General features: G+C 52.9%; 9 protein-coding genes and 2 pseudogenes. 5 read left to right on the top strand and 6 right to left on the bottom strand.

Annotation, left to right across the window (positions count from 1 at the left end; genetic code table 11):
* Positions 1-18: 18 nt before the first annotated feature.
* The 3 genes from gntX (at position 19) to gntT (ending at position 3,013) form a co-directional block, all read left to right on the top strand.
* Positions 19-702 (top strand): DNA utilization protein GntX, encoded by a 684-nt coding sequence (gene gntX, locus C1P89_RS21575; protein WP_001297265.1) that lies wholly within the window; start codon positions 19-21, stop codon positions 700-702.
* 58 nt (positions 703-760) lie between these two features.
* Complete coding sequence (gene nfuA, locus C1P89_RS21570; RefSeq protein ID WP_000619389.1) at positions 761-1,336, top strand: Fe-S biogenesis protein NfuA; 576 nt, start codon at positions 761-763, stop codon at positions 1,334-1,336.
* 360 nt (positions 1,337-1,696) lie between these two features.
* A complete protein-coding gene (gene gntT / locus C1P89_RS21565) occupies positions 1,697-3,013 on the top strand; it encodes a gluconate transporter (protein ID WP_001131729.1) in 1,317 nt (438 codons plus the stop codon).
* Between the two features lie 44 nt (positions 3,014-3,057).
* Here the strand turns inward: gntT and malQ are convergent.
* Together malQ and malP are read right to left on the bottom strand one after the other, a co-directional pair.
* Positions 3,058-5,142: pseudogene (malQ, locus tag C1P89_RS21560) on the bottom strand (4-alpha-glucanotransferase).
* A gap of 9 nt (positions 5,143-5,151) precedes the next feature.
* A complete protein-coding gene (malP, locus tag C1P89_RS21555) occupies positions 5,152-7,545 on the bottom strand; it encodes a maltodextrin phosphorylase (protein WP_000081917.1) in 2,394 nt (797 codons plus the stop codon).
* Positions 7,546-8,155: 610 nt separating this feature from the next.
* Between malP and malT the strand changes: the two genes are divergently transcribed.
* A complete protein-coding gene (gene malT / locus C1P89_RS21550; protein ID WP_000906997.1) occupies positions 8,156-10,861 on the top strand; it encodes an HTH-type transcriptional regulator MalT in 2,706 nt (901 codons plus the stop codon).
* Between the two features lie 42 nt (positions 10,862-10,903).
* On the opposite strand, the gene rtcA is transcribed toward malT, so the two are convergent.
* The 3 genes from rtcA to C1P89_RS21535 all read right to left on the bottom strand — a co-directional run bounded on the left by rtcA (position 10,904) and on the right by C1P89_RS21535 (position 13,877).
* Positions 10,904-11,920, bottom strand: a complete 1,017-nt coding sequence (gene rtcA, locus C1P89_RS21545) for an RNA 3'-terminal phosphate cyclase (protein WP_005140388.1) — start codon at positions 11,918-11,920, stop codon at positions 10,904-10,906.
* A gap of 3 nt (positions 11,921-11,923) precedes the next feature.
* Positions 11,924-13,141, bottom strand: coding sequence for an RNA-splicing ligase RtcB (rtcB, locus tag C1P89_RS21540; protein ID WP_001105453.1), 1,218 nt, complete (start codon positions 13,139-13,141; stop codon positions 11,924-11,926).
* A 38-nt stretch (positions 13,142-13,179) separates the two neighbouring features.
* Positions 13,180-13,877, bottom strand: a protein-coding gene (locus C1P89_RS21535; RefSeq protein WP_094096600.1) for an IS1-like element IS1A family transposase whose coding sequence is annotated in 2 segments (ribosomal slippage) — positions 13,180-13,628 and positions 13,628-13,877 — 699 coding nt in all. Because the reading frame shifts where the segments join, the coding sequence is not laid out codon by codon here.
* A 229-nt stretch (positions 13,878-14,106) separates the two neighbouring features.
* On the opposite strand from C1P89_RS21535, the pseudogene rtcR reads away from it, so the two are divergent.
* Positions 14,107-15,705 (top strand): annotated as a pseudogene (gene rtcR / locus C1P89_RS21530) (DNA-binding transcriptional regulator RtcR).
* Here the strand turns inward: rtcR and C1P89_RS21525 are convergent.
* Positions 15,687-16,445 carry a DeoR/GlpR family transcriptional regulator gene (locus C1P89_RS21525; RefSeq protein WP_000815099.1) on the bottom strand — a complete coding sequence of 253 codons (759 nt, stop codon included), beginning with the start codon at positions 16,443-16,445 and terminating at the stop codon, positions 15,687-15,689. The pseudogene rtcR and the gene C1P89_RS21525 sit on opposite strands and share 19 nt — an antisense overlap.
* Positions 16,446-16,454: the final 9 nt, after the last annotated feature.

Below are 16,454 nucleotides of genomic sequence, written 5' to 3'. Positions count from 1 at the left end.
ACTTACAAGGATGAACATATGCTAACAGTACCGGGATTATGCTGGCTATGCCGAATGCCACTGGCGTTAGGTCATTGGGGGATTTGTTCGGTCTGTTCACGCGCCACCCGCACAGATAAAACGTTATGCCCACAATGTGGATTACCCGCCACACACTCCCATCTTCCCTGCGGTCGCTGCCTGCAAAAACCGCCGCCCTGGCAAAGACTGGTCACGGTTGCCGACTATGCGCCGCCGTTAAGTCTGCTCATCCACCAGCTTAAATTTTCCCGGCGCAGTGAAATCGCCAGCGCCCTGTCACGTCTGTTACTATTGGAAGTCTTACACGCTCGTCGCACCACCGGGTTGCAATTGCCGGATCGCATCATCAGCGTTCCGTTATGGCAGCGGCGTCACTGGCGTCGGGGATTTAATCAGAGCGATTTGCTGTGTCAGCCGTTATCACGCTGGTTGCACTGCCAATGGGATAGCGAAGCCGTCACACGTACACGGGCCACTGCGACCCAGCATTTTCTCAGTGCCCGGCTGCGCAAGCGCAACCTGAAAAATGCCTTTCGTCTTGAATTGCCCGTGCAAGGTCGCCATATGGTGATTGTGGATGATGTCGTTACCACCGGAAGTACCGTCGCAGAGATTGCGCAGTTGCTTTTACGCAATGGTGCGGCGACTGTCCAGGTCTGGTGCCTTTGTCGAACCTTGTAGAGCCTCGATGATGGGCGTATTATAACCAACTAAAATAGTCAACTATTAGGCCATTACTATGATCCGTATTTCCGATGCTGCACAAGCGCACTTTGCCAAACTGCTGGCAAATCAGGAAGAAGGGACACAAATCCGCGTATTTGTGATTAACCCTGGCACGCCTAACGCTGAATGTGGTGTTTCTTATTGTCCGCCGGATGCCGTGGAAGCCACCGACACTGCCCTGAAATTTGACCTGCTGACCGCGTATGTTGATGAGTTAAGCGCACCATACCTGGAAGATGCAGAGATCGACTTTGTTACCGACCAGTTGGGTTCTCAGTTAACGCTGAAAGCCCCGAACGCCAAAATGCGTAAAGTGGCAGACGATGCACCGCTGATGGAGCGCGTGGAGTATATGCTGCAGTCGCAGATCAACCCACAGCTTGCTGGTCACGGTGGTCGCGTTTCGCTGATGGAAATCACCGAAGACGGTTACGCCATTCTGCAATTTGGCGGCGGCTGTAACGGTTGTTCCATGGTCGATGTGACGCTGAAAGAAGGGATCGAGAAGCAGCTGCTGAACGAATTCCCGGAGCTGAAAGGTGTGCGCGATCTCACCGAACACCAGCGCGGCGAACACTCCTACTACTAAGTTATCCCCTCTTTTGTAGATTGCCCGATGCGACGCTAAAGCGTCATTTCGGGCCTACGTTGAACATGTGCCAGACGTTGGCACAGCATTGCTTTGGCAAATCCCTCCCTTCGTTTCCCCGCGATAATATGACCAACCTCTCATAATTTAAATTTACCCCGCTCTGGTGATTCTCAAACGCCAAATGTTACCCGTATCATTCACATGGGTACCAAACATACTCCTGACATCTGACTACAATAATTAGTTTTAGTGGGTATCAGTCGTGGTGCCGCAATATCTCTGTTCCCGATTGGGATAATTAGAGTTTGTCGTCAGAAAATTGACGTTACCCATAACAAATGAAAGGCCAGGTAAATCATGCCATTAGTCATTGTTGCTATCGGTGTAATCTTGTTGTTGCTCCTGATGATCCGCTTCAAAATGAACGGCTTCATCGCTCTCGTCCTCGTGGCGCTTGCTGTTGGATTAATGCAAGGAATGCCGCTGGATAAAGTTATTGACTCCATCAAAGTCGGTGTCGGCGGGACGCTCGGTAGCCTTGCCCTGATCATGGGTTTTGGCGCAATGCTGGGCAAAATGCTGGCAGACTGCGGTGGCGCACAACGTATCGCCACCACGCTGATTGCCAAATTTGGTAAAAAGCACATCCAGTGGGCGGTGGTGTTAACCGGTTTTACCGTTGGTTTTGCCCTGTTCTATGAAGTGGGCTTCGTGCTGATGCTGCCGCTGGTGTTTACCATCGCGGCTTCCGCGAATATTCCACTGCTGTATGTTGGTGTACCAATGGCGGCTGCACTGTCTGTGACCCACGGCTTCCTGCCACCGCATCCGGGCCCGACTGCGATTGCCACCATTTTCAATGCCGATATGGGTAAAACCCTGCTGTACGGTACTATTCTGGCAATCCCGACCGTGATTCTCGCCGGTCCGGTTTACGCTCGCGTGTTGAAAGGTATCGATAAGCCAATCCCGGAAGGTCTCTACAGCGCGAAAACCTTCAGCGAAGAAGAGATGCCGAGCTTTGGCGTCAGCGTCTGGACTTCTCTGGTGCCGGTTGTGCTGATGGCGATGCGTGCGATTGCCGAAATGATCCTGCCGAAAGGTCACGCTTTCCTGCCGGTAGCGGAGTTCCTCGGTGACCCGGTAATGGCAACGCTGATTGCCGTGCTGATTGCGATGTTCACCTTTGGTCTGAACCGTGGTCGTTCAATGGATCAGATTAACGACACGCTGGTTTCTTCCATCAAAATCATTGCGATGATGCTGTTGATCATCGGTGGTGGCGGTGCGTTCAAGCAGGTGCTGGTAGACAGCGGCGTGGACAAATACATTGCTTCCATGATGCACGAAACCAACATTTCTCCGCTGCTGATGGCCTGGTCGATTGCTGCCGTACTGCGTATCGCGCTGGGTTCCGCAACCGTTGCGGCAATCACTGCGGGTGGTATCGCGGCACCGCTGATTGCAACGACGGGTGTTAGCCCAGAGCTGATGGTTATTGCGGTGGGTTCCGGTAGTGTGATTTTCTCTCATGTGAACGATCCGGGCTTCTGGCTGTTCAAAGAGTACTTTAACCTGACTATCGGCGAGACCATCAAATCCTGGTCGATGCTGGAAACCATTATCTCGGTGTGCGGTCTGGTAGGCTGTCTGCTGCTGAATATGGTGATTTGATAACACTGACTGCCGGATGCATCGCATCCGGCATCAACCGCACTCTACTTCTTCTTCGCTGCAGCTCTGCGCCGTCTGTCCAAATCCTTCAGCAACTTGTTCACGCCATCATCGGCAAACATCGACTCAAGCGTTGCGGAAAGCTTGCGTCGCCAGTTTTTATACTGGTAACTGGTGCCAGGAATATTCACCGGTTCGGCCATATCCAGCCAGTCTTCCGGCTGTAGTCCTAACAGAGCACTGTTACTGTCGGCAATGTAGCGCTGCAAACCACGGTTCAGCGTCGGCGTCATCGACATCAACGATGCCTTATGCCCGGCACGTTTTGGCAGACAACCATATTTATGCAGTGCATCCAGCAGCCCTTGCTTCGCCAGTTCGCGATCCTGATACAGACCGCGCAGTACCACTTCATCCGGATACAGCCCCAGGGTTTTGCCCAGCGTTAGATCCCCGCTCTCCCAGTAACCGCGTAGCGTAGGCAGGTCATGTGTCGCCGCAACCGCCATCGACTGCTCCGGATACGCTTTCGGTGCACGGAACGTCTTCTCGTGGTCGTTTTCGAAATAGAGCACTTTGTAGGAGTACACACCGCTGCTGCGCAGCTTACCGACAATCTCTACCGGTACGGTACCGAGATCTTCACCAATCACCATACAGCGATGACGTTTACTTTCGAGTGCCAGAATCGAGAGCAGATCATCCACCGGATAGTGAACATACGCGCCCTGATCTGCCGTCTCGCCATACGGTATCCACCACAAACGCAGCATCGACATCACATGGTCAATTCGTAATGCGCCGCAGTTTTGCATATTGGCACGCAACAGCTCGATAAACGGTTCATAGGCACGCGCGGTGATGATATGCGGGTCCATTGGCGGTAATCCCCAGTTCTGCCCCAACGGGCCGAGGATATCCGGCGGCGCGCCAACCGACGCTTTCAGGCAATATAGTTCACGGTCACACCAGGTTTCCGCCCCACCTTCCGCTACGCCAACCGCCAGATCACGATACAAGCCAATCGGCATTTCATAGCCCTGGCTTATCTCCCAGCAGGCGGCAAACTGGCTGTAAGCCAGCCACTGCAACCAGAGATAAAAATCGACGTCATTACGATGTTCTTCGCAGAACTGACGCACTTCTGGTGAATCCACGTTCTGATACATCTCTGGCCATGCAGGCCAGCCCCAGCGCATTTCGTCCTCTTTCACTTGCTGGGCATGTAGCGCATCAAAGGCTGCCTGCCAGAACAGGCTGTCGCCTTGATCTGCAACAAACTGGCGAAACGCGGCCATCTGCTCATCATCACGTTGCGCGAAACCTTTCCACGCCATTCGTAATGCTGTCATTTTTAGGGCGGTAACCGTGGAGTAATCGACCCAGTCGGCATCCCGCGCTTGTTGCAGCGTCTGTTGCGTGGTCGGCAACTGCCACCAGGCCTGAGCCTCTTCGCTAAGATGGAAATCTTCGACGGCTTTAACGTCGATATAAATCACATTCAGCCAACGGCGAGAAGACGGGCTGTATGGGCTGGCACTCTCCGGATTTGCCGGATAGAGCGCATGAATCGGGTTCAGGCCGATGAACGACCCGCCACGTTTTGCCACATCCACCAGCATCGCTTTGAGATCGCCAAAATCCCCAATACCCCAGTTTTTTTTCCGATCGCAGCGTATAAAGCTGAACGCAGGCACCCCACAGCTTTTGTTTATTCAGCAACGCCTGCGGTTCGTAACAGCGTTTCGGGGCGACAATCACCCGGCAATGCGCGCGCTGGTCGTCCTGGGTGAGTGTCAGCGTGTGATAACCTTCCGGCAGCTTCGTCGGTAGATTGAACGCTTTGCCCCCGTTACATGGCCTTTGTACTGTGTTCCTTCTTCGGTGGTCAGCAGCCAGCTATATTCGCCGCTGCCCTCCACCACCATCGGCATTTTTTTGCCGCTGGTATAAACCATGACATTCGGGACTGGCGTTACCGCCACTTTCGTGGCGGTACGTTGATGCATCGCGTCAAGCAAACGCCGTTTGGTTTCGGCGCTAATCGACTGCGGTTTACCGTGGGCATTGATGTAATTGGGGCTAATCCCCGCCGCCAGCGCGGCATTATCCAGACGTTTGCTTTCCATCGAGCTTCCTTAGCGTTTTGCCTGCCAGATACGAGCCTGATAATCGCGAATAGAGCGATCCGAGCTAAACATACCGCAGCGGGCGGTATTGAGGATCGCCGCGCGAGTCCAGGCCTCCTGGTCGCGGTACAGCACATCCACCTGCTTTTGTGCCTCAACATAGGCTGCGAAATCCGCCATCACCAGATACGGATCGCCGCCTTGTTTGCCGATACTGTGCAGCATCTGGTCGAAGGCATGCTTATCGCCGTCGCTGTATTTACCGCTTTCCAGCTCTTTCAATACTGCGTCCAGCACCTTATCTTTCTTCCGCCATTTCACCGGGTCGTAGCCTTTGGCCAGAATTGCCTTCACTTGTTCCACGGTATGACCAAAAATAAAGATATTTTCTTCACCGACTTTCTCGGCGATTTCAACGTTCGCACCATCCAGCGTACCGACAGTAAGCGCACCATTGAGCGCCAGTTTCATATTGCCGGTACCGGAAGCTTCTTTACCTGCAGTCGAAATTTGTTCGGAGATATCCGCCGCCGGGATCAGTTTTTCCGCCGCCGAAACGCAATAATCCGGCAGGAACACCACCTTCAACTTATCGCCAACCAGTGGATCGTTGTTGATCACGTCAGCCACTTTGTTGATCGCAAAGATAATATTCTTCGCCAGGTAGTAGCCCGGTGCCGCTTTCGCGCCGAAGAGGAAGACGCGCGGTACGCGATCAGCCTGCGGGTTTTCACGAATTTCTTTGTACAACGCCAGAATATGCAGCAGATTCAGGTGCTGGCGTTTGTACTCATGCAGACGTTTGATCTGAATATCGAAAATCGCCTGTGGATTGATCTCAATACCGGTACGAACTTTCACAAACTCCGCCAGACGGACTTTATTCGCCTGCTTGATCTCGCGATATTGCTGACGGAATTTCGCATCATCAGCGAATTTTTCCAGATTGATCAGCTGATCGAGATCGTTAGCCCACTCTTTTTGCAGTGATTTATCCAACAGAGCCGCCAGTGCAGGGTTGCACTGTTTGATCCAGCGACGTGGGGTAATACCGTTGGTGACGTTATGGAATTTGTTCGGCCATAGCTGGTGATATTCCGGGAACAGATCTTTCACCACCAGATCCGAGTGCAGCGCCGCAACACCGTTCACCGCGAAACCGCCAACCACACACAGGTTCGCCATATGCACTTGTTTATCGTGCACCACCGCCAGTTTGGCCCACACTTTTTCATCGCCCGGCCAGGTTTTCTCCACCAGCGTTTTAAAGCGAGTATTAATTTCGTTAATAATCTGCATATGGCGCGGCAGTAAGCCTTTCACCAGTTTCACATCCCAGCGTTCCAGCGCTTCTGGCATCAGGGTATGGTTGGTGTAAGCGAAAGTTTTGCTGGTAATGGCCCAAGCGTCATCCCAGCTCATCTGGTGCTCATCGATCAGCACGCGCAGCAGTTCTGGAATCGCGATAGTTGGGTGGGTATCGTTCAGCTGAATAACTTCGTAATCCGCCAGTTCGTGCAGTTTACGCCCCACCAGATGATGGCGACGCAAAATATCCGCTACCGAACAGGCACACTGGAAGTACTGCTGCATCAAGCGCAGCTTTTTACCGGCAGTATGGTTGTCGTTTGGATAGAGAACTTTGGTCAGTTTTTCCGCATTGATGCCCTGCTGTTCGGCACGCAGGAAATCACCGTCGTTAAATTTAGTCAGATCAAACGGATGCGCGTGCGTCGCCTGCCACAGACGCAGCGGCTGCGCCACGCCATTACGATAGCCGACAACGGGGAGATCCCACGCTTGACCGGTAATGGTAAACTCCGGCTCCCAGCGTCCGTCTTTCGTCACTTTACCGCCAATCCCTACCTGCACATCCAGTGCTTCGTTGTGGCGGAACCACGGGTAGTTACTGCGATGCCAGTCATCCGGCGCTTCAACCTGTTTGCCATCGACAAAAGACTGGCGGAACAAACCATATTGATAGTTCAGACCGTAACCCGTCGCAGACTGACCGACAGTTGCCATTGAGTCGAGGAAGCACGCCGCCAGACGTCCCAGACCACCGTTACCCAGCGCCGGGTCGATCTCTTCTTCCAGCAGGTCCGTCAGATTGATGTCATAAGCCTTCAACGAATCCTGTACATCCTGATACCAGCCGAGATTCAACAGGTTGTTGCCCGTCAGGCGACCAATCAAAAACTCCATTGAGATGTAGTTAACATGTCGCTGATTCGCCACCGGCTTGGCGAATGGCTGAGCACGCAGCATTTCGGCCAGTGCTTCACTCACTGCTAGCCACCACTGGCGAGGAGTCATTTCAGCCGCAGAATTTAAGCCATAACGCTGCCACTGACGTGAAAGCGCTTCCTGAAATTGCTTATCGTTAAAAATAGGTTGTGACATAGGAGTTCCACTTTTCTTAGATTTTCAACACAACGTTATCGCTAGTTTGCCAGGCTCGATGTTGACCTTCCTCATCCTGCGGGGGATTAGGCAGGGAGGAGTTGCGGGGATGAGCAAGGAAATGTGATCTCAACCACTTAAAGCTAGTGCAAACCACAGGATTAGCAGCAAATCAATGCAATACAGCGCAGAAAATCTGTATCTAAGTGCAAAAAATGGCCGTTGCGTATTTTCAAAAAGCGGAAGGTAACTCTATAAATTAAGTAAAGGAGTGAAACAGTTTCACAAGTAAAATATCCAATGTGCTCCATCTCATTCTTAATAGATTTATTAAGATCATCTTTTTAGATGGCACTTTCATCAGGAATGAAGAAGAAACCCTTGCTTAAATGAATCTGATGAACATAAGGGAAACCAGTATTCACGCTGGATCAGCGTCGTTTTAGGTGAGTTGTTAATAAAGATTTGGAATTGTGACACAGTGCAAATTCAGACACATAAAAAAACGTCATCGCTTGCATTAGAAAGGTTTCTGGCCGACCTTATAACCATTAATTACGAAGCGCAAAAAAATAATATTTCCTCATTTTCCACAGTGAAGTGATTAACTATGCTGATTCCGTCAAAACTAAGTCGTCCGGTTCGACTCGACCATACCGTGGTTCGTGAGCGCCTGCTGGCTAAACTTTCCGGCGCGAACAACTTCCGGCTGGCGCTGATCACGAGTCCTGCGGGCTACGGAAAGACCACCCTCATTTCCCAGTGGGCGGCAGGCAAAAACGATATCGGCTGGTACTCGCTGGATGAAGGTGATAACCAGCAAGAGCGTTTCGCCAGCTATCTCATTGCCGCCGTGCAGCAGGCAACCAACGGTCACTGTGCGATATGTGAGACGATGGCGCAAAAACGGCAATATGCCAGCCTGACGTCACTCTTCGCCCAGCTTTTCATTGAGCTGGCGGAATGGCATAGCCCACTTTATCTGGTCATCGATGACTATCATCTGATCACTAATCCAGTGATCCACGAGTCAATGCGCTTCTTTATTCGCCATCAACCAGAAAATCTCACCCTGGTGGTGTTGTCACGCAACCTTCCGCAACTGGGCATTGCCAATCTGCGTGTTCGTGACCAACTGCTGGAAATTGGCAGTCAGCAACTGGCATTTACCCATCAGGAAGCGAAGCAGTTTTTTGATTGCCGTCTGTCATCGCCGATTGAAGCCGCAGAAAGCAGTTGGATTTGCGATGACGTTTCCGGTTGGGCGACGGCACTACAGCTAATCGCCCTCTCCGCCCGGCAGAATACCCACTCAGCCCATAAGTCGGCACGCCGCCTGGCGGGAATCAATGCCAGCCATCTTTCGGATTATCTGGTCGATGAGGTTTTGGATAACGTCGATCTCGCAACGCGCCATTTTCTGTTGAAAAGCGCCATTTTGCGCTCAATGAACGATGCCCTCATCACCCGTGTGACTGGCGAAGAAAACGGGCAAATGCGTCTCGAAGAGATTGAGCGTCAGGGGCTGTTTTTACAGCGGATGGATGATACCGGCGAGTGGTTCTGCTATCACCCGCTGTTTGGCAACTTCCTGCGCCAGCGCTGCCAGTGGGAACTGGCGGCGGAGCTGCCGGAAATCCACCGTGCCGCCGCAGAAAGCTGGATGGCCCAGGGATTTCCCAGCGAAGCGATTCATCATGCGCTGGCGGCAGGCGATGCGCTGATGCTGCGCGATATTCTGCTTAATCACGCCTGGAGTTTGTTCAACCATAGCGAACTGTCGCTGCTGGAAGAGTCGCTTAAGGCCCTGCCGTGGGACAGTTTGCTGGAAAATCCGCAGTTAGTGTTATTGCAGGCGTGGCTAATGCAAAGCCAACATCGCTATGGCGAAGTTAACACCCTGCTAGCCCGTGCTGAACATGAAATCAAGGACATCAGAGAAGGCACCATGCACGCAGAATTTAACGCTCTGCGCGCCCAGGTGGCGATTAACGATGGTAATCCGGATGAAGCGGAACGGCTGGCAAAACTGGCACTGGAAGAGCTGCCACCGGGCTGGTTCTATAGCCGCATTGTAGCAACCTCGGTGCTGGGTGAAGTGCTGCACTGCAAAGGCGAATTGACCCGCTCACTGGCGCTAATGCAGCAAACCGAACAGATGGCACGCCAGCACGACGTCTGGCACTACGCCTTATGGAGTTTAATCCAGCAAAGTGAAATTCTGTTTGCCCAAGGGTTCCTGCAAACCGCGTGGGAAACACAGGAAAAAACGTTCCAGCTGATCAACGAGCAGCATCTGGAACAGCTGCCGATGCATGAGTTTCTGGTGCGCATCCGAGCACAACTGTTATGGGCCTGGGCACGGCTGGATGAAGCCGAAGCGTCGGCGCGTAGCGGGATTGAAGTCTTGTCGTCTTATCAGCCACAGCAACAGCTTCAGTGCCTGGCAATGTTGATTCAATGCTCGCTGGCCCGTGGTGATTTAGATAACGCCCGTAGCCAGCTGAACCGTCTGGAAAACCTGCTGGGGAATGGCAAATATCACAGCGACTGGATCTCTAACGCCAACAAAGTCCGGGTGATTTACTGGCAAATGACCGGCGATAAAGCCGCCGCTGCCAACTGGTTGCGTCATACGGCTAAACCGGAGTTTGCGAACAACCACTTCCTGCAAGGTCAATGGCGCAACATTGCCCGCGCACAAATCTTGCTGGGCGAGTTTGAACCTGCGGAAATTGTTCTCGAAGAACTCAATGAAAATGCCCGCAGTCTGCGGTTGATGAGCGATCTCAACCGTAACCTGTTGCTGCTTAATCAACTGTACTGGCAGGCCGGACGTAAAAGTGACGCCCAGCGCGTGTTGCTGGACGCATTAAAACTGGCGAATCGCACCGGATTTATCAGTCATTTTGTCATCGAAGGCGAAGCGATGGCGCAACAACTGCGCCAGCTGATTCAACTCAATACGCTGCCGGAACTGGAACAGCATCGCGCGCAGCGTATTCTGCGAGAAATCAATCAACATCATCGGCATAAATTCGCCCATTTCGATGAGAATTTCGTTGAACGTCTGCTGAATCATCCGGAAGTGCCAGAACTGATCCGCACCAGCCCGTTGACCCAACGTGAATGGCAGGTCCTGGGGCTGATCTACTCCGGTTACAGCAATGAGCAAATTGCGGGCGAGCTGGAAGTGGCGGCAACCACCATCAAGACGCATATCCGCAATCTGTACCAAAAACTCGGCGTCGCCCACCGTCAGGCCGCGGTACAACACGCGCAGAAACTGCTGAAGATGATGGGATATGGGGTGTGAGTTTAGCCGGATAATGCATTGGATCCGGTTTACATCTTTACATCATTCAATACTCACCCGCGTTACGCCATCTGTTTCTATCAAACCAAACCGCACCGGCAAGAAACGCTCCACCACGGCGATATTGGTCAGCAGATGGCATGAAGGATGGGCGACCGTAAATTCTCCCGCGCCCGCCAGCGCCATCGGTAGCACCAGCTGGTCGGCGAGATATTCCCCCACTACCGCCGGGCTTGCCAGGTAGCGTTTCACCTCTTTCACTAACTGCGCGGCTACCACCTCGGCACTGACGCGCTTTTCACCGACGACGAAAAAGCGTTCAGTGATATTTTCACTTTCGACTTCCAGCGAGACGGTATTACCCGGCCCCTGGTCGCGCGGCAGGTTATGAATATTCTGTTCATGCAGGGAAAAACTCCCCGCCAGTGTAGCGATTTCACGCTCAGCAACATGGCGCGGCACACCAGCTAATAGAACTTCTCCACGCATCTGCACAATGTTCCCGCGCTCGCCAAGTTGCAAGGTGTTAAACGATGCCACGGGCGAGACTTCCGTTGCCACCACGCCGCCTCCGGCAGGATAAAAACCGTGACGTAACAGCGTGGTTTGCTGATGAATTCCTATTTTCGCCAGCAGCGGCTCCAGCACCCGGCGGATAAAATCCGCAGGCGGGGCCGACGGGTTATCGGTGCCTCCGCTCACTTCAACACGCGAAGGTCCATCGGCAAACCACAGCGCGGGCAGCACCGTTTGCAGCACCAGCGTACAGCTTCCGGCACTACCGATAGCAAAGCGGTACTCGCCGCCGCGCACGGTGCCAAGCCGGAAGACCAGACGCTGCGACCCCAGCTCCGCGCCTTCCACCGTTGCCCTACAAATTTCCGCAGCCGCTTTTACCGCGGTCAGATGCTGGCGCAACAGCCCCGGTTTCGCCCGCCCGGCACGAATGCTGGTGATGGTAAATGGCTGGCCGGTTATCATCGACAGGCTCAGCGCCGAGCGCAGGATCTGCCCGCCACCTTCGCCCTGTGCGCCATCCAGCGCAATCATCCTTTTCATCATTTATCCTTTTACGCACACCACCTGACGCAGGGTATAGATAACTTCCACCAGATCGCTTTGTGCCGCCATCACCGCATCAATATCTTTATACGCCATCGGGATTTCGTCGATCACTTCGGCATCTTTACGGCATTCCACATGCGCGGTGGCACGAATTTGATCTTCCACGCTGAACAGTTTTTTCGCTTTAGTACGGCTCATTACCCGCCCGGCACCGTGGCTGCACGAACAGAAAGATTCTTCATTTCCCAGCCCACGGACGATAAAGCTTTTTGCTCCCATCGACCCTGGAATAATTCCATATTGACCAGCACGCGCAAACACCGCGCCTTTACGCGTCACGTAGATCTCTTCACCAAAGTGCTGTTCTTTTTGCACATAGTTGTGGTGACAGTTGATCTCTTCCATCGCCAGCGTTTGTGGCTGTCTGACCGTTTTCTGCGTAATGCTCTGCAATGCCGTTACCACGTTTTCCATCATCGCATCGCGGTTAAGGCTGGCGAAAAGCTGCGCCCAGGCCACGGCTCTTAGGTAATCATCAAAGTATTCCGTACCTTCCATAAAGTACGCCAGATCACGCGACGGCAACGTCTCAAGTTGGTCCTGCATCTCTTTTTGCGCCAGATCGATAAAGTAAGTCCCGATGGCGTTACCAATTCCGCGTGAACCGGAGTGCAGCATAATCCACACCTGCTCCGACTCATCAAGGCAGATTTCAATAAAGTGGTTACCCGTTCCCAGGTGTTTATAGTTGTTAGTGTTAAGGAAACGCGGATATTTTTGCGTTAACCACTGATAACCGGCCTCCAGCTCAGCCCATTTCGCATCGACGTTAAAAGGCGGGTTTTCCCATGCGCCTTTATCACGTTTACAACGCCCGGTAGTACGCCCGTGTGGTACGGCCGTTTCAATCGCTTGACGCAGCTCCGCCAGGTTTTCAGGCAGGTCTGCCGCCGTTAACGCGGTACGCAGCGCGTTCATTCCACAGCCAATATCCACGCCCACCGCCGCCGGAATAATCGCCCCTTTGGTCGGGATCACGCTACCAATGGTGGAACCTTTACCCAGGTGTACATCAGGCATTACCGCAATATGTTTGAAAATAAACGGCATCTTCGCCGTATTAATAAGTTGCTGACGCGCATCGGCTTCTACCGGCACGCCTTTGGTCCACATTTTTACCGGGGCATTTTCAGTGGTCAGTAATTCGTAATTCATTTTGTTTTTCTCTTTTCGTTGTTGGTAATGACTCCAACTTATTGATAGTGTTTTATGTTCAGATAATGCCCGATGACTTTGTCATGCAGCTCCACCGATTTTGAGAACGACAGCGACTTCCGTCCCAGCCGTGCCAGGTGCTGCCTCAGATTCAGGTTATGCCGCTCAATTCGCTGCGTATATCGCTTGCTGATTACGTGCAGCTTTCCCTTCAGGCGGGATTCATACAGCGGCCAGCCATCCGTCATCCATATCACCACGTCAAAGGGTGACAGCAGGCTCATAAGACGCCCCAGCGTCGCCATAGTGCGTTCACCGAATACGTGCGCAACAACCGTCTTCCGGAGACTGTCATACGCGTAAAACAGCCAGCGCTGGCGCGATTTAGCCCCGACATAGCCCCACTGTTCGTCCATTTCCGCGCAGACGATGACGTCACTGCCCGGCTGTATGCGCGAGGTTACCGACTGCGGCCTGAGTTTTTTAAGTGACGTAAAATCGTGTTGAGGCCAACGCCCATAATGCGTGCAGTTGCCCGGCATCCAACGCCATTCATGGCCATATCAATGATTTTCTGGTGCGTACCGGGTTGAGAAGCGGTGTAAGTGAACTGCAGTTGCCATGTTTTACGGCAGTGAGAGCAGAGATAGCGCTGATGTCCGGCAGTGCTTTTGCCGTTACGCACCACCCCGTCAGTAGCTGAACAGGAGGGACAGCTGATAGAAACAGAAGCCACTGGAGCACCTCAAAAACACCATCATACACTAAATCAGTAAGTTGGCAGCATCACCTTCGTTGTTTGCTGTCGTGATAATTGCAACCGTCGTGCCAGAAAATTAAATAAGCAGATTAATTTTTTAATTCATTGTTTTTAAATAGGTTAAATCTTTACGTCCGTAAACGGAGATTTTCCACAAAACCAATTCACCGATAATGAAATATCGTCTTTTATAAGGATATCTAAGATGCGTAAAACAGTGGCTTTTGGCTTTGTCGGTACCGTGCTGGATTATGCCGGACGCGGCAGTCAGCGCTGGTCGAAATGGCGTCCGACGCTTTGTTTATGCCAGCAAGAATCGTTAGTCATCGATCGGCTGGAATTGTTGCACGACACTCGCTCGCGCTCGCTATTCGAAACGCTTAAACGCGATATCGCCAGCGTTTCGCCAGAAACAGAAGTCGTGGGCGTTGAGATTGAACTGCATAACCCGTGGGATTTCGAAGAGGTTTACGCCTGCCTGCATGATTTCGCCCGTGGTTACGAGTTTCAGCCAGAAAAAGAAGACTATTTAATTCACATCACCACCGGCACCCACGTCGCGCAGATTTGCTGGTTTCTGCTGGCGGAAGCGCGTTACCTGCCCGCCCGGCTGATACAATCTTCACCTCCGCGCAAAAAAGAACAGCCGCGCGGCGCAGGTGAAGTGACGATTATCGATCTCGATTTAAGCCGTTATAACGCCATCGCCAGCCGCTTTGCCGAGGAACGCCAGCAAACGCTTGATTTTCTTAAGTCCGGCATTGCCACGCGTAACCCCCACTTCAACCGCATGATTGAGCAGATCGAAAAAGTGGCGATCAAATCCCGCGCGCCGATTCTGCTTAACGGTCCAACCGGCGCGGGCAAGTCATTTCTGGCGCGACGCATCTTCGAGTTAAAACAGGCGCGGCATCAGTTTAGCGGCGCGTTTGTGGAAGTGAACTGCGCCACCCTGCGCGGCGATACCGCCATGTCGACGCTGTTTGGTCATGTAAAAGGCGCGTTTACCGGGGCGCGGTAATCTCGTGAAGGTTTATTACGCAGCGCCAACGGCGGAATGTTGTTTCTTGATGAGATTGGCGAACTGGGCGCAGACGAACAGGCAATGCTGCTAAAAGCCATTGAAGAGAAAACCTTTTACCCGTTTGGCAGCGATCGCCAGGTGAGCAGTGATTTTCAGCTTATCGCCGGAACGGTGCGCGATTTGCGCCAGCTGGTTGCCGAAGGCAAATTTCGCGAAGATCTGTACGCGCGGATCAATCTCTGGACCTTCACCCTGCCGGGTCTACGCCAGCGCCAGGAAGATATTGAACCGAACCTTGATTATGAAGTGGAGCGCCACGCCACACTCACTGGCGACAGCGTGCGTTTTAACACCGAAGCGCGGCGCGCCTGGTTGGCTTTTGCGACCTCTCCCCAGGCAACATGGCGCGGTAACTTTCGCGAACTTTCTGCCAGCGTCACGCGGATGGCCACCTTTGCCACTAGCGGACGCATCACTCTGGACGTGGTTGAAGATGAGATAAACCGTCTGCGCTATAACTGGCAGGAGAGCCGCCCCTCCGCGCTTACGGCGTTGCTGGGCGCAGAGGCAGAAAACATCAATCTCTTCGACCGTATGCAACTGGAACACGTTATCGCTATCTGCCGCCAGGCAAAGTCGCTTTCTGCAGCCGGACGACAGCTTTTTGATGTTTCGCGCCAGGGCAAAGCCAGCGTCAATGACGCGGATCGGCTACGCAAATACCTGGCGCGTTTTGGTCTGACGTGGGAAGCCGTGCAGGATCAGCACAGCTCCAGTTGAATATGATGGTCCGTCAGCACCTGCATTACGCTTACTGGCGGCGGGGCGTCGGTGTAGACGGCATCTACCATGCTGATGCTGCCCATATTGACCATCGCGTTACGGCCAAATTTCGAGTGATCGACAACCAGCATAACGTGGCGCGAGTTCTCAATAATGGCGCGCTTGGTGCGAACTTCGTGGTAATCGAACTCCAGCAGCGAGCCGTCGCTATCGATGCCGCTTATCCCCAGAATGCCGAAATCAAGGCGGAACTGGGAGATAAAATCGAGCGTCGCTTCGCCAATGATCCCGCCATCGCGGCTGCGTAATTCGCCACCGGCGAGAATAATGCGGAAATCTTCTTTTACCATCAACGTGTTAGCAACATTGAGATTGTTGGTGACAATACGCAAATTGCTGTGATTAAGCAGCGCGTGCGCCACCGCTTCCGGCGTGGTGCCGATATCGATAAACAGTGTCGAGCCGTTGGGGATTTGCTCCGCCACTTTGCGGGCAATCCTCTCTTTTTCTTCGGTCTGGGTGGCTTTGCGATCGTGCCACGGCGTGTTAACCGAACTGGAAGGCAGCGCCGCACCGCCATGGTGACGCAGGATCAGGTTTTGCTCCGCCAGCTCATTGAGGTCGCGGCGAATAGTCTGCGGGCTGACGGAGAAATGCTCTACCAGCTCTTCAGTACTGACATAACCCTGCTGTTTAACCAGTTCGATAATACCGTTGTGACGTTGTGTTTGTTTCATTTATAAATC

Origin of the sequence: Shigella sonnei (genome assembly GCF_002950395.1) — a bacterium.
Classification (GTDB): domain Bacteria; phylum Pseudomonadota; class Gammaproteobacteria; order Enterobacterales; family Enterobacteriaceae; genus ECMA0423.
This window is presented reverse-complemented; position numbering and strand designations above follow the sequence as displayed.

Coding starts and splice junctions, on each gene's coding strand:
- rtcB (WP_001105453.1), bottom strand. CDS start 13,141: ATGAATTACGAATTACTGACCACTGAAAATGCCCCGGTAAAAATGTGG.
- gntT (WP_001131729.1), top strand. CDS start 1,697: ATGCCATTAGTCATTGTTGCTATCGGTGTAATCTTGTTGTTGCTCCTG.
- gntX (WP_001297265.1), top strand. CDS start 19: ATGCTAACAGTACCGGGATTATGCTGGCTATGCCGAATGCCACTGGCG.
- rtcA (WP_005140388.1), bottom strand. CDS start 11,920: ATGAAAAGGATGATTGCGCTGGATGGCGCACAGGGCGAAGGTGGCGGG.
- nfuA (WP_000619389.1), top strand. CDS start 761: ATGATCCGTATTTCCGATGCTGCACAAGCGCACTTTGCCAAACTGCTG.
- malP (WP_000081917.1), bottom strand. CDS start 7,545: ATGTCACAACCTATTTTTAACGATAAGCAATTTCAGGAAGCGCTTTCA.
- malT (WP_000906997.1), top strand. CDS start 8,156: ATGCTGATTCCGTCAAAACTAAGTCGTCCGGTTCGACTCGACCATACC.
- C1P89_RS21525 (WP_000815099.1), bottom strand. CDS start 16,445: ATGAAACAAACACAACGTCACAACGGTATTATCGAACTGGTTAAACAG.